The sequence below is a fragment of the Pseudomonas sp. C9 genome, assembly GCF_002000165.1.
Classification (GTDB): domain Bacteria; phylum Pseudomonadota; class Gammaproteobacteria; order Pseudomonadales; family Pseudomonadaceae; genus Aquipseudomonas.
This window is the reverse complement of the sequence record NZ_MPAK01000001.1, coordinates 1103218-1123839: the sequence shown is the minus strand read 5'-3', so window position 1 is coordinate 1123839 and position 20622 is coordinate 1103218. Positions and strand designations below refer to the sequence as shown.

The window sequence follows — 20622 nt, the reverse complement described above, 5'->3', positions numbered from 1 at the left end:
GTACAGGCACCGTTTACTTATCGCTCAACGCAAACTGCGTCAGGCAGAACGTAGGAATGCCCATGTCTTCCAGTCGCTGCGATCCGCCAAGCTCCGGCAAATCAATGATCGCTGCCGCTTCATGCACCCGCGCACCCATGCGCCGAATCAGGTTTGCTGCCGCAATCAACGTGCCACCGGTGGCGATCAGGTCATCGAACATCACCACCGAATCGCCCTCGCACAGACTGTAGGCATGGACTTCGAGGAACGCTTCGCCGTATTCGGTCGCATAACCTTCGGCCAGCACATCGGCCGGCAGCTTGCCTTGCTTGCGGAACAGTACCAGTGGCTTGTTCAACTGATACGCCAGCACCGAGCCGATCAGGAATCCACGCGCGTCCATCGCACCGATGTGGGTGAAATCGGCCTCGACGTAGCGATGAGCAAAACTGTCCATCACCAGGCGCAGGGCCGTCGGCGACTGGAACAACGGGGTGATGTCACGAAAGATCACGCCCGGCTTGGGGAAGTCGATCACGGGGCGGATCAGGGATTTGATGTCGAAGGAGTCGAAGACCATCATCGAGGTGTCCTGGCAGGCTGCAAACGTCGCAGTATAACGGCGGCTGAACCGTTTCGCTCAGCCGCAATGGTTACAATCAACCTTCGACGGTGCCGCCGGCCAACGCGCAGAGCTGGATCGGGTCGAGAATACGGATTTCCTTGCCTTCGGCGGCGATCAATTCGTTCTGCTGGAAGCGGGTAAAGACCCGGGACACGGTTTCGACCGCCAGCCCAAGGTAATTGCCGATTTCGTTGCGTGACATGCTCAAACGGAACTGGTTGGCCGAAAAGCCGCGGGCGCGAAAACGTGCCGACAGGTTGACCAGGAAAGTGGCAATGCGCTCATCGGCGGTTTTTTTCGACAGCAGCAGCATCATTTGTTGATCGTCGCGAATCTCGCGGCTCATGACGCGCATCAACTGGCGGCGCAATTGCGGCAGTTGCAGTGCCAGTTCGTCGAGGCGCTCGAAAGGAATTTCGCAGACCGAGGTGGTTTCCAGCGCTTGCGCGGAAACAGGGTGCGTTTCGGTATCCATGCCGGACAGGCCGACCAGTTCACTCGGCAGGTGGAAACCGGTGAGCTGCTCTTCACCGCCGTCGCTCAGGCTGAAGGTCTTGAGGGCGCCGGAACGTACCGCGTAGACGCAATCGAAGGCGTCGCCCTGGCGAAACAGGAACTCGCCTTTTTTCAGCGGGCGGCCACGTTTGACGATTTCGTCCAGCGCATCCATGTCGTCCAGATTCAGCGAAAGCGGCAAACACAGGGGGGCAAGACTGCAGTCCTTGCAATGGACCTGGTTATGAGCGCGCAATTTGACTGGCTCAGACATTTCTTCAATCCTTGTGGGAAAACACACATAAGACGTAAGGGTAACCCACGGAAGGGCATTCAGGCCAGAGTGTGCCACTTTGTCGCATCTCAACCTGGCCTTGAGTCAATGCTGAACGCTGCCTCCCTGGCAAAGAAGTCAGATCACCCGGGAAAACCGCTGGTGGCTGAGGTGTTGCAGATACGCATCAAACACCATGCACACCGAGCGGACCAACAAGCGACCGGCCGGCAACACGCTGATTCGTTCGTTGTCGAGCGTGATCAAGCCATCATCGGCCATGGTCTGCAGTTGCGGCCACAATTGGCCGAAGTAGCCGCGAAAGTCGATGTTGAAGTCGTGTTCGATGTCGACGAACTCCAGGCTGAGATTACAGATCAGCTGCTGTATCACCGCCCGCCGCAACCGGTCATCGGCGTTACACACCAGGCCGCGGCTAGTGGCCAATTGAGCCGTGGCCAGGGTGTTCTGGTATTGCGCCAGGTCGCTGGTGTTCTGGCAGTACAGATCACCGATCTGGCTGATGGCTGACACCCCAAGGCCGATCAAATCGCAATGACCGTGGGTGGTATAGCCCTGAAAGTTGCGCTGCAGAGTCGATTCTTCCTGGGCAATCGCCAGTTCGTCGTCGGGCAGGGCGAAATGGTCCATGCCGATGTAGCGGTAACCGGCCGCGGTCAGTTGTTCGATGGTGCGCTGCAGCGTTTCCAGTTTCTGTGCCGGTGTCGGCAATTCGTCAATGTCGATGCGCCGTTGCGCCATGAAGCGTTCCGGCAGGTGTGCGTAGTTGAACACCGAGAGCCGATCCGGTTGCAGATTGATAACCTCATCGACCGTGCGAGCAAAGTTTTCCGGTGTCTGTCTTGGCAGGCCGTAGATGAGATCGATGTTGATCGAACGAAATTGCAGAGTCCGGGCTGCGTCGATTACCGCGCGGGTTTCTTCCAGGCTTTGCAGGCGATTGACGGCCCGTTGCACGGCCGGGTCGAGGTCTTGCAGGCCAATGCTGACCCGGTTGAAACCCAGCTCGCGAAGCAGGCCCATAGTCGACCAGTCGGCTTCGCGAGGGTCGATCTCGATGCCATAGTCGCCGGAATCGTCGTCCAGCAAGTTGAAGCTTTTACGCAACTGCGCCATCAGTTGGCGCAGTTCATCGTGGCTGAGAAAGGTCGGGGTGCCACCGCCAAAGTGCAGTTGTTCGACTTTCTGTGTCGGGTCGAGGTGGCAGGCGATCAGCTGGATTTCCTGCTCAAGGCGCTGCAGGTAGAGTCGGGCTCGGCCGCGGTCCTTGGTGATGACTTTGTTGCAGGCGCAGTAGTAGCAAATGTTCGCGCAGAACGGCACGTGCACGTACAGCGACAGTGGACGCAGGGTTTTGCGGCTGTCGCGCAGCGCATGGAGCAGGTCGAACGTGCCGACCTGACCATTGAATTGCACAGCGGTCGGATAGGAAGTGTAGCGCGGTCCCGCCAGGTCATAGCGGCGGATCAAATCGGTGTCCCAACGAATGGCGTCGAGCATCATGCGGGCATTCCCCCGGATAGGCTGGCAGTGGCAGCGAGTCTAGGGGGTGCGGCGATGGGGCATCTTGATTTGCATCAACGGTGAGCATGGGCTTGTAGCAGCTGCCGAGCCCGCGAGGCTGCGTTCGGCGGCGAAGCCGTCGCAAACCCTGAGCCCCAGATCCTCCTGAAAGACCGCGCTGCCTGATTTCACGACGGCTTCGCCGCCGAACGCAGCCTCGCGGGCTCGGCAGCTGCTACAGGACTGCGAACTAGTGGCCCATGAGCCAATGTTGATGTGGCCCCGGCAAGGTCCAGATGCCGAACAGGATCACCAGTAACCCGCCAGCCATGCGCACGCTGCGTTTGCGTAACAGCGCCGTCACCCGCTCAGCCGCCAGGCCCGTGGCCAGCAGCACCGGCCAGGTGCCCAGGCCGAACGCGAGCATCAACAACGCACTGTCCAGCGCATTGCCCTGGCTCGCCGACCACAGCAATGTGCTGTAAACCAACCCGCACGGCAGCCAGCCCCAGAGCGCGCCCAGCAGCAAGGCGCGGGGCAGGCTCGACACCGGCAACAATTTGTTGGCAATCGGCTGGATATGCCGCCACAGGCCGCGACCCAGGCTTTCGATGCGGGTCAGGCCGCTCCACCAACCCGCCAGGTACAAGCCCATGGCAATCAGCAGCAAGCCGGCAATTACCCGCATAAACATCGCCGCCGGACTGTTCGCCACGGCCCAGCCTGCCAGGCCGATCAGCAACCCGGCCGTTGCATAGCTGAGAATTCGTCCCAGGTTGTAGGCCAGCAGCAGTCGAAAGCGCCGGCTACGTTGCTCCTTGGGAATCGCCAGGGTGAGCGCGCCCATCAAGCCGCCGCACATCCCCAGGCAATGGCCGCCCCCGAGCAATCCGAGAATCACCGCAGACACCAGCAGGGGCGCCAATTCAAGCATGAGGCGGCGCCTTGTCGTCGGGTTTGGCCGGATGGCCGCTGGCTTCGTCGACCGCCGCCTTGTGTGCCGGATCCTGGTCGTCAAACAGAATGCTGTGGGCTGGTCCGTCGAGGTCGTCGTACTGACCGCTGTCGACTGCCCAGAAGAAGATGTACACGGCGATGGCCACGATCAGTAGCGCGGCCGGGATCATCACGTAAAGAGCTGGCATGGGTGGACTCCATGCCCGCGCGGCTCAGGCCGGCAGCGGGCGGGTTTCTGGCGTGGTGTGGGCAGCAGGCGCACTCGGCAGGCGAGTCAGGCGCAGGGCGTTCAGCACCACGGTCAGCGAACTGATCGACATGCCGACGGCGGCCCAAACCGGAGTAATCCAGCCAAGGGCGGCGAACGGCAACATGAGGCCATTGTACAACCCGGCCCACAACAGATTCTCGATGATCACCCGACGTGTCCGCCGGGCCAGGCTGAAGGCTTGCACCAGCGCGTCGAGGCGGTTGGACAACAACACGGCATCGGCGCTGGTTTTCGCCAGATCGGTGGCCGAGCCCATCGCCACGCTGATGTCGGCAGCGGCCAGCACCGGCACGTCGTTGACCCCGTCACCGAGCATCAACACCTTGCGGCCTTCCTTGTGCAATTGTTGCAAGACCTGCAATTTATCGTCCGGACGCAAACCGCCTCGGGCCTCGTCGATGCCCAGTTCGGCGGCGACGCTGGCGACCATCGGCGAGCTGTCGCCGGACAGCAACAAGGTGCGCCAGCCACGCGCCTTGCAGGCTTGCAGCAACGCTGGGGCATCGGCGCGCAGACGGTCGTCGAGGACAAACCATGCCAGGGGGCCCTGACTGTCGCCGAGCAGCAGCCATTGACCCGCTTCATCGGGCATCGATGGCACGGCTGCACCACTGAGTTCGCAGACAAAACCTGGTTGGCCAATGCGCAATCGTTGTACGCCGACCATGCCTTCAAGACCCAGCCCCGGCGTACTGTGGACTTCTTCGGCGGCCAGTGGCGCACGGCCGAACGCACGGGCGATCGGGTGTTCGGAGCGGTTTTCCAGTGCAGCGGCGAGGCTCAGGCACTGGTCGCTGTCGAGCACGCCCAGCGGGCGGATTGAACGTAAAGCGAGGCGCCCTTCAGTCAGGGTCCCGGTCTTGTCGAAGATCACCGTGTCGATCTGGTTCAGGCCTTCCAGAACATGGCCGCGGGTTAGCAGCAGGCCGAGTTTGTGCAACGTGCCGGTGGCCGCGGTCAGTGCCGTCGGGGTTGCCAGCGACAAGGCGCAGGGGCAGGTGGCGACGAGCATCGCCAGCACAATCCAGAAGGCCCGGGATGAATCGAGCTCCCACCACAACAGGCCAATGGCGGCGGCGGCAATCAGCGACAGCAGCAAAAAACACTGGGCGGCGCGGTCGGCGATTTCCGCCAGGCGCGGTTTTTCGGCCTGCGCCCGGTCCAGCAGACGGACAATGGCGGAGAGGCGCGTGTCGTGGCCCAGTGCCAAAACTTTCACCGTCAACGCGCCTTCAACGTTCAGTGTGCCGGCGGTCACTGCATCGCCCGGCGTGCGCGGTTGCGGCAGGTATTCGCCGGTCAGCAGCGATTCATCGATGCTCGAATGGCCGTCGAGGATTTTGCCGTCAGCTGGCAGAATCGCGCCAGGGTGCACCAGCACCTGATCGCCCACGCGCAATTCGCTGAGCAGGATACGCTCGCTCTGGCCATCCGCGCCCAGGCGCAGGCAGGAAGCGGGCAGCAGATTGACCAGTTGTGCGGTGGCGGCGGCGGTGCGCTCTCTGGCTCGGCGCTCCAGATAGCGGCCGGCGAGCAGGAACAGTGCAAACATTCCCACGGCATCGAAATACAGCTCGCCGACGCCGGTGATCGAGGTCCAGATTCCGGCGAGGTAGGCGCTGCCAATCGCCAATGACACCGAAACGTCCATGGTCAGGTGGCGGGTGCGCAGGTCGCGCATGGCGCCTTTGAAAAACGGCCCGCAGCTGTAAAACACAATGGGGGTGGTCAGAAATAGCGCGACCCAGCGCAGGATGGTGTGCAGTTCGGGACTTAGGTCGATGTTGAATTCCGGCCAGGTGGCCATGGTTGCCATCATTGCCTGGAACCACAGCAGCCCCGCGACACCGAGCTGACGCAAGGCCAGGCGATTTTCACTGGCCAATTGTTCGCTGGCGCGGTCGGCTTGATACGGATGGGCGGCATAACCGATGTGGCGCAATTCGCTGAGCATCTGGCTCAACGGTAATTGTGCGTCAGCCCAGCGTACGTGCAAGCGATGGTTGGACAGGTTCAAGCGTGCTTCGGCCACGGCCGGCAAGCTGCGCAGGTGTTTCTCGATCAACCATCCGCACGCGGCGCAACTGATGCCTTCCATCAACAACGTGGTCTCGGCGAGTTCGCCGTCGTGGCGCACGAACGGCGCTTGCACGTCGGCGCGGTCGTACAGCGCCAGTTCATCCACCAACTGCACCGGCAAGGCTTCGGGGTTGGCCGATGACTCGCTGCGATGCTGGTAATAGCTTTCCAGCCCACCGGCCACAATGGCCTCGGCCACGGCCTGGCAACCCGGGCAGCAGAACTCACGGGTTTCACCCAGGACCGCAGCGGTAAAGCGGCTGCCGGCCGGGACGGGCAGGGCGCAGTGGTAGCAGGGGGTTGGACTGGTCATGAAGTGGAGTCTATATCGTTCGGGAGGGCTTCATCGTCGGAACGCCGCCCGGAGCAAGCTCGCTCCCACAGGAGACCGCGATCCACTGTGGGAGCGGGCTTGCCCGCGATGCGCGAAGCGCAGGGTCTTACTTCTTCAGGTCTTCCGCGCCTTGCAGCGGCTCATCGCCCAGCAGCAGGTCTTTGTCGTGGCTGACCTGTTCTTCTTCGAACAGGCGCCAGGTTTTGTCACCCTCAACCCCTAGCAGTTCCACAAAGCGACGGCCATCGACCTTGTCGTTCACTTGGCCAATGTAGCGGCCCTGCTCTGTTTCGCTACGCGCGAGCGTGATCTTGCGATCCTTCTCCGGCTGCGTCGGCGAGATCAGGTTCAGTTCCAGGGTTTTCGGTTGGCTGTTGCCGTTCAAGTGCAGGTCGACTTCGCCGGTCACGCCGTCCAGATGAACGCTGGCGTGAAGTTGCAGGGTCTGGGCCAGCAGTTCACGGTCAAGCGAGCGGTTGATGCCTTTGCCAGCCTCGTAGTAGTTGTCGTTCACCAGGTTGTCCGGGTTGTTCACCGCGATAGTCACCATGGACAAGGTCAGGGTCACCGAACAGGCCAGAATCCCGATGATGATCCACGGCCAAAGGTGCTTGTACCAAGGACTTGCGGCAGTTGCTGCGGGCATGATCACTTCTCTCAACGAATTTGTGGGCCGATGAATCGGCTCTTGGCTTCAACATGAACGCTGTTGTCATCGGCATCCTTGAGGATGAATTTCACCTCGTTGGTGCTCGATGGCAGTTGTTCTGGTGCGCTGGACAGTTCCACCGGCTGGCTGAAAATTTCCCCGGCGGCGACTTTGATCTCGCGCTTGCCTTGCAGCCTGAGGTCCGGCAAACCAGTGGCTTCCAGCACGTAGGTATGGTCGCGCTGGTCTTTGTTCATGATTTTCAGGCTGTAGACGTTTTCGATCCGGCCTTCGGCGTTCTCGCGGTACAGCACGCGGTCTTTGCTGACGTCGAAACCGACCAGCGAACGCATGAAGAACGCGGTGATCAACAACGAGATCATCGCCAGCAGCACCACGGCATAGCCGATCAGGCGCGGACGCAGTTTATGGGTTTTTTGCCCGGACAGGTTGTGCTCGGTGGTGTAGCTGATCAGGCCGCGCGGGTAGTCCATTTTGTCCATAATCGCGTCGCAGGCGTCGATACAGGCCGCGCACCCGATGCACTCGATTTGCAGGCCGTCTCTGATGTCGATGCCGGTCGGGCAGACCTGGACGCACATGGTGCAATCGATGCAATCGCCAAGGCCTTGCGCCTTGTAGTCGATGCCTTTCTTGCGAGGCCCGCGGGACTCACCACGACGCGGATCGTAGGAGACGATCAGGGTGTCTTTGTCGAACATCACGCTCTGGAAACGAGCGTAGGGGCACATGTAAATGCACACCTGTTCGCGCAGCCAACCGGCATTGCCGTAAGTGGCAAGGGTGAAGAAGCCGACCCAGAAGTACGACCAGCCATCGGCTTCGCCGGTGAAAAAGTCGAAAACCAGTTCGCGGATGGGCGAGAAGTAACCGACGAAGGTCAGGCCGGTGACAAACCCGATCAACAACCACATCGAATGCTTGCTGAATTTGCGCAGGAGCTTGTTGGCGCTCATGGGCGCCTTGTCGAGTTTGATGCGCTGGTTGCGGTCACCTTCGGTGACCTTTTCGCACCACATGTAAATCCATGTCCAGACACTTTGCGGGCAGGTATAGCCGCACCAGACCCGGCCGGCGTAGACGGTGATGAAGAACAGGCCGAAGGCACTGATGATCAAAATGCCCGACAGCAGGATGAAATCCTGAGGCCAGAAGGTCGCACCAAAAATAAAGAATTTACGCTCCGGCAGGTTCCACCAGACGGCTTGATGGCCGCCCCAGTTCAGCCACACCGTGCCGAAATACAACAAAAACAAAAAGGCGCCGCCCATCATTCGCAGGTTGCGGAACAAACCGGTGAAGGCGCGGGTGTAGATTTTTTCCCGAGAGGCGTAGAGGTCGACGCTGTTGTTCGCGTTCTTGTTGGGTGGAGTAACGTCGTGTACCGGAATCTGATTGCTCATCGTTGCATCCCACGGCAGTGGAAAAATGCCCCGGTCAGTACATGCCGACCGCGGTCAAAAAGGGCTGTTGCAGTGGCCCAATGATACGCCTGAAGCTCTAGCTCAAGGGTGCGACCTTTAGTCGCGTTGGTGGAAAATCATGAATGGTGTAGCGAATGTAACAAAACATGATTCAGATCAATTGACTTCAGAAGTATGGACGAATTTTTGGCGATGAGGTTCATCGATCTGCTGATTTCTGGTAGGTGGGCGACCGGACAGACCTTTCGCTTCTGTATGTTCGGCACCGGTTTTGCTGTTTTATATAAAAACACCCAGCTTTAATAATTTTGGTGCTTGCGGTTTCTGAAATACTATTCATTAATTAGATGGCTGTTACGTATTTTAATCTTCGGTCTTTTGACATAAGTTTGTTTTCGGCGAAGAGTCGCCGTTCTTGTTTAGTTTAATGGAAATGGAATTCAATGATGTTGTTAGTTAAAAGTTGTTTGATTGTCAGTCTCGCGATGATCTCGCTAGTCAGTAATGCTGCGTATGTGCCGAGCACGAAAAATCCTGAGTTCGCGATATTTACATCTGATCCGCAATACCCCTGGACTGACAAAACGGACGCGGGTGTAGAAGAGTCAGATTCTGAACAACAGGCCCGATCCAGAACGCTGATCGAAAGTCAGTACTCCGACATTGCTCATTTCAGGAAGAGCCGTCCATGGTTGGAAGTTCCCGTCATGATCAACGGTGATATCACGGCGTATGGTCATGGCTGGCAGCGTTCCTATATCCGCTCGGTGCAGAAGAAGTATTTCGGTAGCGATTTTGTATACGGATTGGGTAATCATGATTATGAAGGTCTTGATTGTTTTTCCAATAGTTGTGCTGCGGGCAGTATTACCGATTTTGAGGCGCACCATCGCGACAAAGTTGGGAGTTTTGATTTGAAGATCAGTGGTCCTTTCTTTAACAGGTTGTATTCCGGAAGCCTCGCTTGGTCCAGAGATGTCGGGGATGTACATTTTGTTCAATTGAATAACGAACCGACGTACACGGACCGAATTTACCACCCTCTGAACCCGACTACTTTCGAGATAACGGACTCGCTGGATTGGCTGGAGCAGGATTTGAAAGAAGCACGCTCCAAAGGTCAGATCATCATTCTTAACATGCATAAACCAAGTTACTGGAAAGGCAGCACGGAACAGGTCGCCAGATTCCGCAGGATCGTCGCGGATTACAAGGTCACCGCTGTCTTCGCAGGTCATATACACGAGGACGCCGGGGGATTTCACGGTGGATACTTTTTGGGCGATGTGCCCTTGTTCCTGAGCGGCGCAGCTTCACAGCAGACGTACTTGATTGCCAACTTTTCGAAGGACCGCAAATCCGTGACCGTTGACCTTGTCAAAGGGAACCACTGGCCGAGCCGCACCTTCGTGAAAACGATTCCAGTCAAGTAAACCTTCACTGATTATCTTCAACGAAAACGGCCCCGCCAATTCTCATTGGCGGGGCCGTTTTTTGTTGCATCAGGCGTTTGCCTTACTGAGCGTCTGCCGCCGGAGCCTTCTCACCGTGAGAGAGGCTGTAGACATAAGCAGCCAACAAGTGAACCTTGTCGTTGCCTTGCAGTTGCTCTTGCGCAGGCATCTGGCCCTGACGGCCGTAACGGATGGTCTGCTGCAATTGAGCGAAGCTCGAACCGTAGATGAACGCGGCCGGGTGGGTCAGGTTGGGTGCGCCCATCGCTGGCGTACCTTTGCCTTCCGGACCGTGGCAGGCCACGCAGTTGGCAGCGAACAGCTTTTGACCGGCAACCGGGTCAGCCTTGGTGCCTTCCGGCAGTTTGCGGCCATCGAGGTTGGTCAGGACAAACGCCGCGACGTCGGAAACGCCTTGCTCGCCGATCACGTCAGCCCACGCCGGCATGACCGCGTGACGGCCGCCCATGATGGTGGTCTTGATGGTTTCCGGCTCGCCGCCCCAGCGCCAGTCGGCGTCGGTCAGGTTAGGGAAGCCATAAGCGCCTTTGGCGTCGGAACCGTGGCAAACCGAGCAGTTGGAGGCGAACAGGCGGCCACCCATCTTCAAGGCTTGCGGGTCTTTGGCGACTTCTTCGATAGGCATGGACGCGAACTTGGCGAAAATCGGGCCGAACTTGGCGTCCGACTTGGCCATTTCCTTTTCCCATTCGTGAACGCCGGTCCAGCCGGCCTGGCCGTTGGCGAACGCGGTCTGCTTCTCGTTATCCAGGTAGTTGTAACCCGGCAGCAAGCCTTTCCAGTTGCCCAGGCCCGGGTAGAGCACCAGGTAACCCAGGGCAAAAATGATGGTGCCCACGAACAGCATGAACCACCATTTTGGCAGTGGGTTGTCGTACTCCTCGATCCCGTCGAAGGAGTGGCCAACCGTTTCATCCGTCTGCTCGGTGCGCTGACCCTTGCGGGTGGACAGCAGCAGCCAGGTCAGGGCGAAGATGGTGCCGAGACTGAGGACTGTGACGTACAGACTCCAGAACGTAGTCATTCTTTGTTACTCCTAGAAGCTTGCTCGACGTGCTTGATGGCTTCGGGATCATCCGCGAAAGGCAGCAAGGTCGCGTCTTCAAACTCCGACTTGCGCTTGGGGCTGAACACCCACAACGCCAGACCGATGAAGGCCACCATCACAACAACGGTGCCCAGGCCACGAATCATCCCGATATCCATCTAAATCACCGTTTGCTTTTGATGATGGTGCCCAGGCCTTGCAGATAGGCCACCAGCGCGTCCATTTCGGTTTTGCCCTTCACAGCATCCTTGGCACCGGCGATGTCTTCGTCGGTGTAAGGAACGCCGAGCGTGCGCAAGACTTCCATTTTCTTGGCGGTGTCTTTGCCGTCGAGCTTGTTTTCCACGAGGAACGGGTACGCCGGCATTTTCGACTCAGGCACGACGTTGCGCGGGTTGTACAAGTGCGCACGCTGCCAGTCATCGGAGTAACGACCGCCGACACGGGCCAGGTCCGGACCGGTACGCTTGGAACCCCACAGGAACGGGTGATCCCAGACGCTTTCACCGGCAACCGAGTAGTGGCCGTAACGTTCGGTTTCAGCGCGGAACGGGCGGATCATCTGCGAGTGGCAGCCGACACAACCGTTGGCGATGTAGATGTCGCGGCCTTCCAGTTCAAGGGCGGGACGCGGCTTCATGCCTTCGACCGGCTTGTTGGTGACGTCCTGGAAAAACAGCGGAACGATCTGGGTCAGGCCGCCGATGCTGACGGCAATAACCATGAAGAAGGCCAGCAGGCCAATATTCTTCTCGACTGCTTCATGCTTCATCAGTGAGCTCCAACTACAGCAATCTGTTCGGCGGCTGCAGCTTCAGCCGGGTTCGAGGCACGTACGGTGCGCCATACGTTGTAGGCCATGAACAGCATGCCGCTGGCAAAGAACGCACCGCCCAAGGCGCGAACGATGAAACCAGGGTGGCTGGCTTGCAGCGCTTCGACGAACGAGTAGGTGAGGGTGCCGTCATCGTTGATTGCACGCCACATCAGACCCTGGGTAATGCCGTTGACCCACATCGACGCGATGTACAGAACGGTACCGATGGTCGCGAGCCAGAAGTGCGTGTTGATCAGGCCAGTGCTGTGCATCTGCGCGCGACCGAACAGTTTCGGGATCATGTGGTAGATCGCGCCGATCGAGATCATCGCTACCCAGCCCAAGGCACCGGCGTGTACGTGGCCGATGGTCCAGTCAGTGTAGTGAGACAGCGAGTTGACGGTCTTGATGGCCATCATCGGACCTTCGAAGGTCGACATGCCGTAGAACGCCAGCGACACGACCAGGAAACGCAGGATCGGGTCGGTGCGCAGCTTATGCCAGGCGCCCGACAGGGTCATCATGCCGTTGATCATGCCGCCCCAGCTCGGAGCCAGCAGGATGATCGACATCGCCATGCCCAGCGATTGTGCCCAGTCCGGCAGAGCGGTGTAGTGCAGGTGGTGCGGACCGGCCCAGATGTACAGGGTGATCAGCGCCCAGAAGTGCACGATGGACAGGCGATAGGAGTAGATCGGACGCTCGGCCTGCTTCGGAACGAAGTAGTACATCATCCCCAGGAAGCCGGTGGTCAGGAAGAAACCTACGGCGTTGTGGCCGTACCACCACTGGATCATCGCGTCAGTCGCACCCGAGTAGGCCGAGTAGGACTTGAACAGGCTGACCGGCAGCGACATGTGGTTGACGATGTGCAGCATCGCGGTCACGACAATGAACGCGCCGTAGAACCAGTTACCGACATAGATGTGCTTGGTCTTGCGCTTGACGATGGTGCCGAAGAACACCAGTGCGTAAACGATCCAGACAATGGCCAGCAAAATTGCCAGAGGCCATTCCAGCTCAGCGTATTCCTTGGTGGTGGTGTAACCCAACGGCAAGGTGATGCCTGCACCGACGATCACCGCTTGCCAACCCCAGAAGTGGAAGGCTGCGAGGCTGTCGGAAATCAGTCGCGTTTGGCAGGTTCGCTGCACGACGTAATAAGAAGTGGCAAACAGTGCACAACCACCGAAGGCGAAAATCACCAGGTTGGTGTGCAACGGGCGTAGGCGTCCAAAAGTCGTCCACGGCAGACCGAAGTTCAATTCCGGCCATACGAGCTGTGAGGCGATGAAGACACCGAGCCCCATGCCAAGGATCCCCCAGACCACCGTCATGATGGCGAACTGGCGGACTACCTTATAGTTATAAGCAGTCGGACTGATTGCTGTGCTCATTCTAAGGTTCCACGGTTTGGGTGTTTTATTAGGAGTAAAAATCGGCCGCAAGTATGGAGAAAGCAGGGGGTCATTGCAACGCGCCATGACCTGGGTCAATGCTTTCAAAAGCTGATTCTGCGGCCTTTCCATGCGCCGCGTAAGGACAAAATTGCCCGTGGGCAAAATGTCGCAGCGAACGAAAATGATGAGGGGGCCAGGTCAGATGTAACGGAGTGTGTTGAAACGCAACGATCCAGTGACCGATGGCAATTGGCGCGACAGCCGGTATCTACCAGCCTTTGCGGGTTGTCATCGGACAGAATTGTCGAACACATCGGCTAAAAACGACCCGGAACCGGCTCATGCCAGTCCGCACGGAGCAAGCTTAGACCCGAATCTGGCGAACCGAAAGAAAGAGCAGGGGGAGGGTGCGACAATGAGTCGCAAAGGGGCAGGGAACTGCCGCATTGCGCAGAATGCGGCAGCAGAGCGGTCCAGATTTACTCGTTCTTGCCTTCAGCCTGCAAACGCTCGGTGTTCAACCCGTGGGACAGGCTGAACACGTAAGCCGCCAGCAATTGCACTTTGTCGTTGCCGAGCAATTCGTTCTGCGCCGGCATATGGCCCTGGCGGCCATGACGAATCGTTTGTTCAAGCTGCGTCAGGCTCGTACCGTAAATGAAACCGGCTGGGTGCGTCAGGTTCGGCGCGCCCATGGCTTGCGTACCCTGGCCGTTTGCCCCGTGACACGCGGTGCAGGTGGTGCTGAACAGTTGCTGTCCGGCTTGCAGGTCGGCGCCGTTGTCGGCAGGCAACGGCAGGCCGGCCAAGTCATGACGCACATACGCGGCGACATTCTTCACACCCGCCTCGCCGAGGATTTCACCCCAGGCCGGCATTGCGGCCATGCGCCCGCCCATGATGGTGGTCTTGATGGTGTCCGCCGCGCCGCCCCAACGCCAATCGCTGTCGGCCAGGTTCGGGAAGCCGAACGCGCCCTTGGCATCCGAGCCGTGGCAGACCGAGCAGTTGGACGCAAACAGGCGGCCGCCCATTTTCAGCGCTTGCGGGTCCTTGGCCACCTCTTCCACGGGCATGGCGGCGAATTTGGCGAAGATCGGCCCGAACTTCGCGTCGGCCTTGGCCATCTCCTTTTCCCATTCATGCGCGCCGGTCCAGCCGTTTTCATAGCCCGGCAAGATGCCTTTCCAGTTACCCAGGCCCGGATAAAGGATCAGATAACCCACGGCAAACACCAACGTGCCGGCAAACAGCATGAACCACCACTGCGGCAGCGGGTTGTCGTATTCCTCGATGCCGTCGAAGCTGTGGCCCATGGTCTGGTCGACGCTGCCCTTGGTTTCGCCCTTGCGAGTGCCGATCAGCAGCCAGGTCAGGCCGATCAGGCTGCCGATGGTCAGCACGCAGATCCACGTACTCCAGAAGGTGGTCATGGCCGGGTACTCCTTGTTTCAGGTTCTTGGGTGGCGTCATCGGGTTTCGGTTCGTCGGCGAACGGCAGCAGGCATGCTTCGGCAAATTCCGGATTGCGCTTGCTGTTGAACACCCACAACGTCAGCCCGACGAAAGCCACAAACACCACGACCGTGCCCAGGCCGCGGATCATTCCAGTGCTCATTTCAATGACCATGGCTCACCTCTTGCTCTTGATGGCAGTGCCGAGCACTTGCAGATAGGCGACCAGGGCATCCATTTCGGTCTTGCCCCTGAGTGAGGCGACGGCGCCTGTGATGTCGTCGTCGGTGTACGGCACGCCAAGGGTGCGCATTGCCTTGATCTTGGTTTCGGTGTGGCTGCTGTCGAGTTGATTGGCCACCAGCCACGGGTAGGCGGGCATTTTCGATTCCGGCACCACGTTGCGCGGGTTGTACAAGTGCGCGCGGTGCCAGTCTTCCGAGTAACGTCCGCCGACCCGGGCCAGGTCCGGACCGGTACGCTTGGAACCCCACAGGAACGGGTGATCCCAGACGCTTTCACCGGCAACCGAGTAGTGGCCGTAACGTTCGGTTTCAGCGCGGAACGGGCGGATCATCTGCGAGTGGCAGCCGACGCAGCCTTCGCGGATATAGATATCGCGACCTTCCAGTTGCAGGGCGGTGTAGGGCTTCATGCCTTCCACTGGTTTATTGGTCACGTCCTGGAAGAACAGCGGGACGATCTGGGTCAGGCCGCCGATGCTCACTGCCAGTACCATCAGCAACAGCAGCAGGCCGACGTTTTTTTCGATTGTTTCGTGTTTCATGGCGGACTCCTCAAGCCATCTGCGCGGCAGCGGCGACGTCGGCAGGCTGCGAGGCCCGCACGGTGCGCCAAGTGTTGTAAGCCATCAGGAACATGCCGCTGAGGAAGATCGCCCCGCCTACCAGCCGCACGATGAAGCCTGGGTGACTGGCCACCAGCGTTTCGACGAAGGAGTAGGTCAGCGTGCCGTCTTCGTTGACGGCGCGCCACATCAGGCCCTGAGCGATGCCGTTGACCCACATCGAGGCGATGTACAGCACGGTGCCGATGGTAGCGAGCCAGAAGTGCGCGTTGATCAGGCCGATGCTGTGCATCTGCTCGCGGCCGAAGACTTTCGGAATCATGTGGTACAGCGCACCGATGGAAATCATCGCCACCCAGCCCAGAGCGCCAGCGTGAACGTGGCCGATGGTCCAGTCGGTGTAGTGAGACAGTGCGTTGACGGTCTTGATGGCCATCATCGGGCCTTCGAAGGTCGACATGCCGTAGAACGCCAGCGACACCACGAGGAAGCGCAGGATCGGGTCGCTGCGCAACTTATGCCAGGCGCCCGACAGGGTCATCATGCCGTTGATCATCCCGCCCCAGCTGGGTGCCAGCAGAATCAAGGACATCACCATGCCCAGCGACTGTGCCCAGTCCGGCAGCGCGGTGTAGTGCAAGTGGTGCGGACCGGCCCAGATGTACAGGGTGATCAGCGCCCAGAAGTGCACGATGGAGAGGCGATAGGAATACACCGGACGTTCGGCCTGCTTCGGAACGAAGTAGTACATCATCCCGAGGAAACCGGCGGTGAGGAAAAAGCCCACGGCGTTGTGGCCGTACCACCACTGCACCATGGCATCGGTCGCACCGGCGTACACCGAGTAGGACTTGGTGAAACTGACCGGCAATTCCATGTTGTTGACGAGGTGCAAAATGGCCACGGTGATGATGAACCCACCGAAGAACCAGTTACCGACATAGATGTGCTTGGTCTTGCGCTTGACCAGCGTGCCGAAGAACACGATGGCGTAGGCGACCCAGACGATGGTGATCAGGATGTCGATCGGCCATTCCAGCTCGGCGTATTCCTTGGAACTGGTGTAACCCAGCGGCAGGCTGATCGCTGCCAGCAGGATCACCAGTTGCCAGCCCCAGAAGCAGAACGCGGCAATTTTCGGCGCGAACAGCTGCGTTTGGCAGGTACGTTGCACCGAATAAAACGAACTGGCGAACAGGGCGCAACCGCCGAAGGCGAAGATCACCGCGTTGGTGTGCAACGGGCGCAACCGGCCGAAACTGGTCCACGGCAGATTGAAGTTGAGTTCGGGCCAGACCAATTGGGCCGCGAGAAAAACCCCGAGCCCCATGCCGACGATGCCCCACACCACCGTCATAATGGCGAATTGGCGGACCACCTTGTAGTTGTAGGCGGTACTGATAGAAGTGTTCATGGTTCCCCATCCACGGTTCAGCCGAAGTGAAGGCGTCTCGCAAGGCAATGACGCTCCCTTCGCCTGGAGTTATAGGCAGACTAAAAGCGAGGCAAGCATGGACAAACAGCACAAGGCCAGTATTGACGGGGATCAATGGGCGCAGTGCACGCGCGATCATGGATGGTTATGGAATGCGGCTGTCACGCCGGCCTCGGCGACGCTGATTCTCGCCCACGGTGCCGGTGCGCCGATGGACAGCGACTGGATGAGCGATATGGCGCAACGCCTTGCTGCGCAAGGCGTCAACGTGTTGCGCTTTGAGTTCCCGTACATGGCGCAGCGGCGCACCGACGGCGGTAAACGCCCACCCAATCCGGCGCCGAAACTGCTGGAATGCTGGCGCGAGGTGTATGGCGAAGTGCGACGTCATGTCACTGGGCCGCTGGCCATCGGTGGCAAGTCCATGGGCGGGCGGATGGCCAGTTTGCTGGCGGATGAGTTGGGCGCGGAGGCGCTGGTGTGCCTGGGTTATCCGTTCTATGCGGTGGGTAAGCCCGAGAAACCGCGGGTCGAACATCTGGCCGGGTTGAAGACGCGGACGTTGATTGTGCAGGGCGAGCGGGATGCGCTGGGCAATCGGGAGGCGGTCGAGGGTTACGCGCTATCGCCGAACATCGAGGTGATGTGGCTGGCGGCGGGGGATCATGACTTGAAGCCGTTGAAGGCGTCGGGGTTTACGCATGAGCAGCATTTGGCGGCTGCGGCGGGGAAGGTTGTCGCGTTTCTTCAGTGAGATTGTCGCCAGCCGTTATGGCCTCATCGCGGGCAAGCCCGCTCCCACAGTTTTTCACTGCGTGGCATACATCGCATCCCCGACACAGAACCTGTGGGAGCGGGCTTGCCCGCGATGAGGCCAGTCCTTGATGCACACCTTTCAGAGCGGCCACAAAAAACCCGGAAGCTTTCGCTGTCCGGGTTTTTGGTCTCACCAGTGCAATCAGCGGTTAAACCGCTCCACCAACGAATACTGGGTATTCGCGGTCTTCGTCAGTTCTTCACTCAGCAATGCCGAGTTCTGCGCTTGCTCGGACGTCTGGTCCGCCAATTGCGAGATGTTGCTGATGTTGCGGCTGATTTCTTCGGCCACCGCGCTTTGCTCTTCGGTCGCTGCCGCGATCTGGGTGGTCATGTCGGTGATGTTGGCCACCGCTTCGCTGATGCCCACCAGCGCCTGGTCCGCTTCCAGCACCCGTGCCACGCCTTCTTCAGCCTGACGATGCCCGGCTTCCATGGTCTGCACGGCCGTGCTGGCAGTTTGTTGCAGCTTGGCGATCAGGCTATGGATCTGCCCGGTGGATTCGCTGGTGCGTTGCGCCAGTTGGCGGACTTCGTCAGCCACCACCGCAAAACCACGCCCCATTTCACCGGCGCGGGCCGCTTCAATGGCCGCGTTCAAAGCCAGCAGGTTGGTCTGGTCGGCGATGCCTTTGATCACGTCGACCACGCCGCCGATTTCGTCGCTGTCCTTGGCCAATTGGGTCACGGTCAGGCCGGTTTCGCCGACTACCACCGACAGGCGCTGAATGGCTTCGCGGGTTTCCCCGGCGATGTCGCGGCCGCGACCGGTCAGGCGATTGGCTTCCTGCGTGGCGTCCGCGGTGCGTTGTACATGGCTGGCGACTTCCTGAGTGGTGGCCGCCATCTGGTTGACGGCGGTGGCCACTTGCTCGGTTTCCACGCGCTGGCGTTCCAGGCCGCTGGAGCTGTTGTGCGCCAGGGCGTCGGACTGTTTCGCCTGATCGGTCAGGTGCTCGGCGGTGTCCTGCAGACGGGTCAGGCAGGTTCTCAGGCGAGCTTCCTGGCTGAGGATCGACATTTCCAGTCGCGCTTGAGCGCCACGGCTGTCGGTGTACATCTGCGCGATCAGCGGGTCGGACGTGGTCTGTTCGGCCAGGCGCAGCAGGCGCTTGAGGCCGCGCTGTTGCCAGCTCAACCCCATCAGGCCCAGCGGCACCGACAGGCCGGCGGCCAGGGCAAAACCCCATTGCGACGTCAACGTGGCCCCGATCATGAAGCTTAGCTGGCTGACCAGAATGAACGGCAGCCAGTCCTGAAGCACCGGCAGCCATTTATCAGTGGAGGGGATGGCCGACTTGCCTTGGTTGATGCGTTGGTAGAGTGCTTCGGCACGCTGGATCTGTTCGGCAGTGGGCTTGATCCGCACCGACTCGTAACCGATCACCTGTTTGCCTTCGAAAATCGGTGTCACGTAGGCGTTAACCCAATAGTGATCACCGCTTTTGCAGCGATTCTTGACGATGCCCATCCATGGCAAGCCTTGTTTGAGTGTGTCCCACATGTGCGCGAACACCGCGGCCGGAACGTCGGGGTGACGGACCAGGTTGTGCGGTGCGCGGACCAGTTCCTCACGAGAAAACCCGCTGATCTCCACGAACGCGTCGTTGCAGTAGGTGATCACGCCCTTGGCATCGGTGGTGGAAATCAACCGTTGCTGGGCCGGGAAGGTCCGTTCGCGTTGTGTAATGGGCTGGTTGTTACGCATGGCTTTCTCAATCTGCAAGGCTTTGAAAGGTTGTCGGCGGTGGCAGGCATTAGTTGAAATTATTTTTTAATAATCAGCAGTGCGTCGCAAAACGAGAATTGCCTCAGCCCGCGAGCATGGGATAAGTGAAGAACGCGTAGTGCAGCAGGTTCAGGCCGAAATGGGTGGCGATGGCTGCACCCAGGCCGCCGAAGCGATAGGCCAGGCCGTACCCGACACCGGCGAGACTGGCCAGCAGCCCCCATTGCCAGCCCGCCCCCAGATGCACGAGGCCAAACAGCAATGAGGTCATTAACAAGGCGAGGTTTTCGCCATGGGGCAGGTGCTGGAAGCGACGACTCAGGCCACCCTGCAGATACCCGCGAAACAGGGCTTCCTCCACGAGGGTGACCAGCAGCAGATTATTCAGCAGCCACAGCCAGGCGTGATCCGGCCACTTCGGCGCCCAACTGATCATGCCCAACAGCAACGCGCCACCCAAGGCCAGCACGGCACTGAGCGTCAGGGCGAGGGCAGTGGCGTAGATTCCAAGTCGTAAAGAACGCCGGCCGACAATCCACGGACAAGCCAATAGCAGCCAGAAGCCGATCAGGGGTTTGTCCTGATTCAAATACATTGAAAAAGGCACGGCATCGTCGGTGAGGCGTTGAGGGGCAATGCCGCGACCGTTATAGAAACCGGGAAGCCAGTGCAATGCCAGCGCCAGGGCCAGGATCACGAACAGACCGTGACCGAGGTAGTGGGCGACGGGGAGTTTTTGTTGGCGGACGGCAACACCGGCCACTAGCAGCAACGCCACGGAAACAACGGCCATCCAGCCAAGTTGGCCGTAGGTCAAAGCGAGGGCGTAGCCGAGGGAGAGCAGGGCCAGGTAGCTCCATGGCAGGGCGAGCATGTGAAGTCCTTGTGTACAAATTTTGCGGAACGTCTCGGGCCTCGGTGGTTTTGTGCCGAGCCTACAAAAGCGGGGGGATTATAGGGGCGCGCGCGGCACAAACAAAAACACCGCCCGAAGGCGGTGTCTG

20 protein-coding genes are annotated in these 20622 nt (G+C 59.5%); 2 read left to right on the top strand and 18 right to left on the bottom strand.

The window, feature by feature from the left end; genetic code table 11:
- Positions 1-13 precede the first annotated feature (13 nt).
- The 8 genes from BMS17_RS05345 to ccoG form a co-directional block, all read right to left on the bottom strand.
- The gene (locus BMS17_RS05345; RefSeq protein WP_077432169.1) at positions 14-562 is read right to left on the bottom strand and encodes an adenine phosphoribosyltransferase; all 549 of its coding nucleotides are present in this window, start codon (positions 560-562) and stop codon (positions 14-16) included.
- Positions 563-641: 79 nt separating this feature from the next.
- Positions 642-1376, bottom strand: coding sequence for a fumarate/nitrate reduction transcriptional regulator Fnr (gene fnr / locus BMS17_RS05340; protein WP_046027020.1), 735 nt, complete (start codon positions 1374-1376; stop codon positions 642-644).
- 138 nt (positions 1377-1514) lie between these two features.
- On the bottom strand, positions 1515-2897 hold the full coding sequence (gene hemN / locus BMS17_RS05335; protein WP_046027149.1) for an oxygen-independent coproporphyrinogen III oxidase: 1383 nt from the start codon (positions 2895-2897) through the stop codon (positions 1515-1517).
- 253 nt (positions 2898-3150) lie between these two features.
- On the bottom strand, positions 3151-3834 hold the full coding sequence (locus BMS17_RS05330; protein WP_046027019.1) for a sulfite exporter TauE/SafE family protein: 684 nt from the start codon (positions 3832-3834) through the stop codon (positions 3151-3153).
- Entirely contained in the window at positions 3827-4045 is a 219-nt protein-coding gene (gene ccoS, locus BMS17_RS05325; protein WP_027921715.1) for a cbb3-type cytochrome oxidase assembly protein CcoS, read from the bottom strand. Before ccoS ends, BMS17_RS05330 begins: the two co-directional genes overlap by 8 nt.
- Before the next feature lie 24 nt (positions 4046-4069).
- Complete coding sequence (locus tag BMS17_RS05320; RefSeq protein ID WP_077430576.1) at positions 4070-6520, bottom strand: heavy metal translocating P-type ATPase; 2451 nt, start codon at positions 6518-6520, stop codon at positions 4070-4072.
- Positions 6521-6647: 127 nt separating this feature from the next.
- Positions 6648-7187, bottom strand: a complete 540-nt coding sequence (locus BMS17_RS05315) for a FixH family protein (protein WP_046027017.1) — start codon at positions 7185-7187, stop codon at positions 6648-6650.
- A gap of 11 nt (positions 7188-7198) precedes the next feature.
- Positions 7199-8614 carry a cytochrome c oxidase accessory protein CcoG gene (gene ccoG, locus BMS17_RS05310; protein WP_046027016.1) on the bottom strand — a complete coding sequence of 472 codons (1416 nt, stop codon included), beginning with the start codon at positions 8612-8614 and terminating at the stop codon, positions 7199-7201.
- A gap of 464 nt (positions 8615-9078) precedes the next feature.
- On the opposite strand from ccoG, the gene BMS17_RS05305 reads away from it, so the two are divergent.
- The gene (locus tag BMS17_RS05305) at positions 9079-10068 is read left to right on the top strand and encodes a metallophosphoesterase (RefSeq protein ID WP_046027015.1); all 990 of its coding nucleotides are present in this window, start codon (positions 9079-9081) and stop codon (positions 10066-10068) included.
- Between the two features lie 82 nt (positions 10069-10150).
- On the opposite strand, the gene ccoP (BMS17_RS05300) is transcribed toward BMS17_RS05305, so the two are convergent.
- The 8 genes from ccoP (BMS17_RS05300) to ccoN (BMS17_RS05265) form a co-directional block, all read right to left on the bottom strand.
- Positions 10151-11134 carry a cytochrome-c oxidase, cbb3-type subunit III gene (ccoP, locus tag BMS17_RS05300; protein ID WP_046027014.1) on the bottom strand — a complete coding sequence of 328 codons (984 nt, stop codon included), beginning with the start codon at positions 11132-11134 and terminating at the stop codon, positions 10151-10153.
- Positions 11131-11316, bottom strand: a complete 186-nt coding sequence (locus BMS17_RS05295; RefSeq protein ID WP_003175465.1) for a CcoQ/FixQ family Cbb3-type cytochrome c oxidase assembly chaperone — start codon at positions 11314-11316, stop codon at positions 11131-11133. Before BMS17_RS05295 ends, ccoP (BMS17_RS05300) begins: the two co-directional genes overlap by 4 nt.
- A gap of 5 nt (positions 11317-11321) precedes the next feature.
- Entirely contained in the window at positions 11322-11930 is a 609-nt protein-coding gene (ccoO, locus tag BMS17_RS05290) for a cytochrome-c oxidase, cbb3-type subunit II (protein ID WP_027921709.1), read from the bottom strand.
- Positions 11930-13372, bottom strand: coding sequence for a cytochrome-c oxidase, cbb3-type subunit I (gene ccoN / locus BMS17_RS05285; RefSeq protein WP_046027013.1), 1443 nt, complete (start codon positions 13370-13372; stop codon positions 11930-11932). Before ccoN (BMS17_RS05285) ends, ccoO (BMS17_RS05290) begins: the two co-directional genes overlap by 1 nt.
- 482 nt (positions 13373-13854) lie before the next feature.
- On the bottom strand, positions 13855-14808 hold the full coding sequence (ccoP, locus tag BMS17_RS05280) for a cytochrome-c oxidase, cbb3-type subunit III (protein WP_046027012.1): 954 nt from the start codon (positions 14806-14808) through the stop codon (positions 13855-13857).
- Entirely contained in the window at positions 14805-15005 is a 201-nt protein-coding gene (locus BMS17_RS05275) for a cbb3-type cytochrome c oxidase subunit 3 (RefSeq protein ID WP_077430575.1), read from the bottom strand. The genes ccoP (BMS17_RS05280) and BMS17_RS05275 overlap by 4 nt, the downstream gene beginning before the upstream one ends.
- A gap of 3 nt (positions 15006-15008) precedes the next feature.
- Entirely contained in the window at positions 15009-15617 is a 609-nt protein-coding gene (gene ccoO, locus BMS17_RS05270) for a cytochrome-c oxidase, cbb3-type subunit II (protein ID WP_077430574.1), read from the bottom strand.
- Positions 15618-15627: 10 nt separating this feature from the next.
- Entirely contained in the window at positions 15628-17052 is a 1425-nt protein-coding gene (ccoN, locus tag BMS17_RS05265) for a cytochrome-c oxidase, cbb3-type subunit I (RefSeq protein ID WP_046027009.1), read from the bottom strand.
- A 97-nt stretch (positions 17053-17149) separates the two neighbouring features.
- Here ccoN (BMS17_RS05265) and BMS17_RS05260 point away from each other — a divergent pair, with 97 nt between their 5' ends.
- Complete coding sequence (locus BMS17_RS05260; RefSeq protein ID WP_046027008.1) at positions 17150-17827, top strand: alpha/beta fold hydrolase; 678 nt, start codon at positions 17150-17152, stop codon at positions 17825-17827.
- Between the two features lie 204 nt (positions 17828-18031).
- On the opposite strand, the gene BMS17_RS05255 is transcribed toward BMS17_RS05260, so the two are convergent.
- On the bottom strand, positions 18032-19597 hold the full coding sequence (locus tag BMS17_RS05255; protein ID WP_046027006.1) for a PAS domain-containing methyl-accepting chemotaxis protein: 1566 nt from the start codon (positions 19595-19597) through the stop codon (positions 18032-18034).
- Between the two features lie 103 nt (positions 19598-19700).
- Positions 19701-20492 (bottom strand): CPBP family intramembrane glutamic endopeptidase, encoded by a 792-nt coding sequence (locus BMS17_RS05250; protein WP_077430573.1) that lies wholly within the window; start codon positions 20490-20492, stop codon positions 19701-19703.
- Positions 20493-20622 lie beyond the last annotated feature (130 nt).

Bases quoted from the DNA above. Each gene is read 5' to 3' on its own strand.
- BMS17_RS05345 (WP_077432169.1), bottom strand. From the start codon at position 562: ATGGTCTTCGACTCCTTCGACATCAAATCCCTGATCCGCCCCGTGATC.
- fnr (WP_046027020.1), bottom strand. From the start codon at position 1,376: ATGTCTGAGCCAGTCAAATTGCGCGCTCATAACCAGGTCCATTGCAAG.
- hemN (WP_046027149.1), bottom strand. From the start codon at position 2,897: ATGCTCGACGCCATTCGTTGGGACACCGATTTGATCCGCCGCTATGAC.
- BMS17_RS05330 (WP_046027019.1), bottom strand. From the start codon at position 3,834: ATGCTTGAATTGGCGCCCCTGCTGGTGTCTGCGGTGATTCTCGGATTG.
- ccoS (WP_027921715.1), bottom strand. From the start codon at position 4,045: ATGCCAGCTCTTTACGTGATGATCCCGGCCGCGCTACTGATCGTGGCC.
- BMS17_RS05320 (WP_077430576.1), bottom strand. From the start codon at position 6,520: ATGACCAGTCCAACCCCCTGCTACCACTGCGCCCTGCCCGTCCCGGCC.
- BMS17_RS05315 (WP_046027017.1), bottom strand. From the start codon at position 7,187: ATGCCCGCAGCAACTGCCGCAAGTCCTTGGTACAAGCACCTTTGGCCG.
- ccoG (WP_046027016.1), bottom strand. From the start codon at position 8,614: ATGAGCAATCAGATTCCGGTACACGACGTTACTCCACCCAACAAGAAC.
- BMS17_RS05305 (WP_046027015.1), top strand. From the start codon at position 9,079: ATGATGTTGTTAGTTAAAAGTTGTTTGATTGTCAGTCTCGCGATGATC.
- ccoP (WP_046027014.1), bottom strand. From the start codon at position 11,134: ATGACTACGTTCTGGAGTCTGTACGTCACAGTCCTCAGTCTCGGCACC.
- BMS17_RS05295 (WP_003175465.1), bottom strand. From the start codon at position 11,316: ATGGATATCGGGATGATTCGTGGCCTGGGCACCGTTGTTGTGATGGTG.
- ccoO (WP_027921709.1), bottom strand. From the start codon at position 11,930: ATGAAGCATGAAGCAGTCGAGAAGAATATTGGCCTGCTGGCCTTCTTC.
- ccoN (WP_046027013.1), bottom strand. From the start codon at position 13,372: ATGAGCACAGCAATCAGTCCGACTGCTTATAACTATAAGGTAGTCCGC.
- ccoP (WP_046027012.1), bottom strand. From the start codon at position 14,808: ATGACCACCTTCTGGAGTACGTGGATCTGCGTGCTGACCATCGGCAGC.
- BMS17_RS05275 (WP_077430575.1), bottom strand. From the start codon at position 15,005: ATGGTCATTGAAATGAGCACTGGAATGATCCGCGGCCTGGGCACGGTC.
- ccoO (WP_077430574.1), bottom strand. From the start codon at position 15,617: ATGAAACACGAAACAATCGAAAAAAACGTCGGCCTGCTGCTGTTGCTG.
- ccoN (WP_046027009.1), bottom strand. From the start codon at position 17,052: ATGAACACTTCTATCAGTACCGCCTACAACTACAAGGTGGTCCGCCAA.
- BMS17_RS05260 (WP_046027008.1), top strand. From the start codon at position 17,150: ATGGACAAACAGCACAAGGCCAGTATTGACGGGGATCAATGGGCGCAG.
- BMS17_RS05255 (WP_046027006.1), bottom strand. From the start codon at position 19,597: ATGCGTAACAACCAGCCCATTACACAACGCGAACGGACCTTCCCGGCC.
- BMS17_RS05250 (WP_077430573.1), bottom strand. From the start codon at position 20,492: ATGCTCGCCCTGCCATGGAGCTACCTGGCCCTGCTCTCCCTCGGCTAC.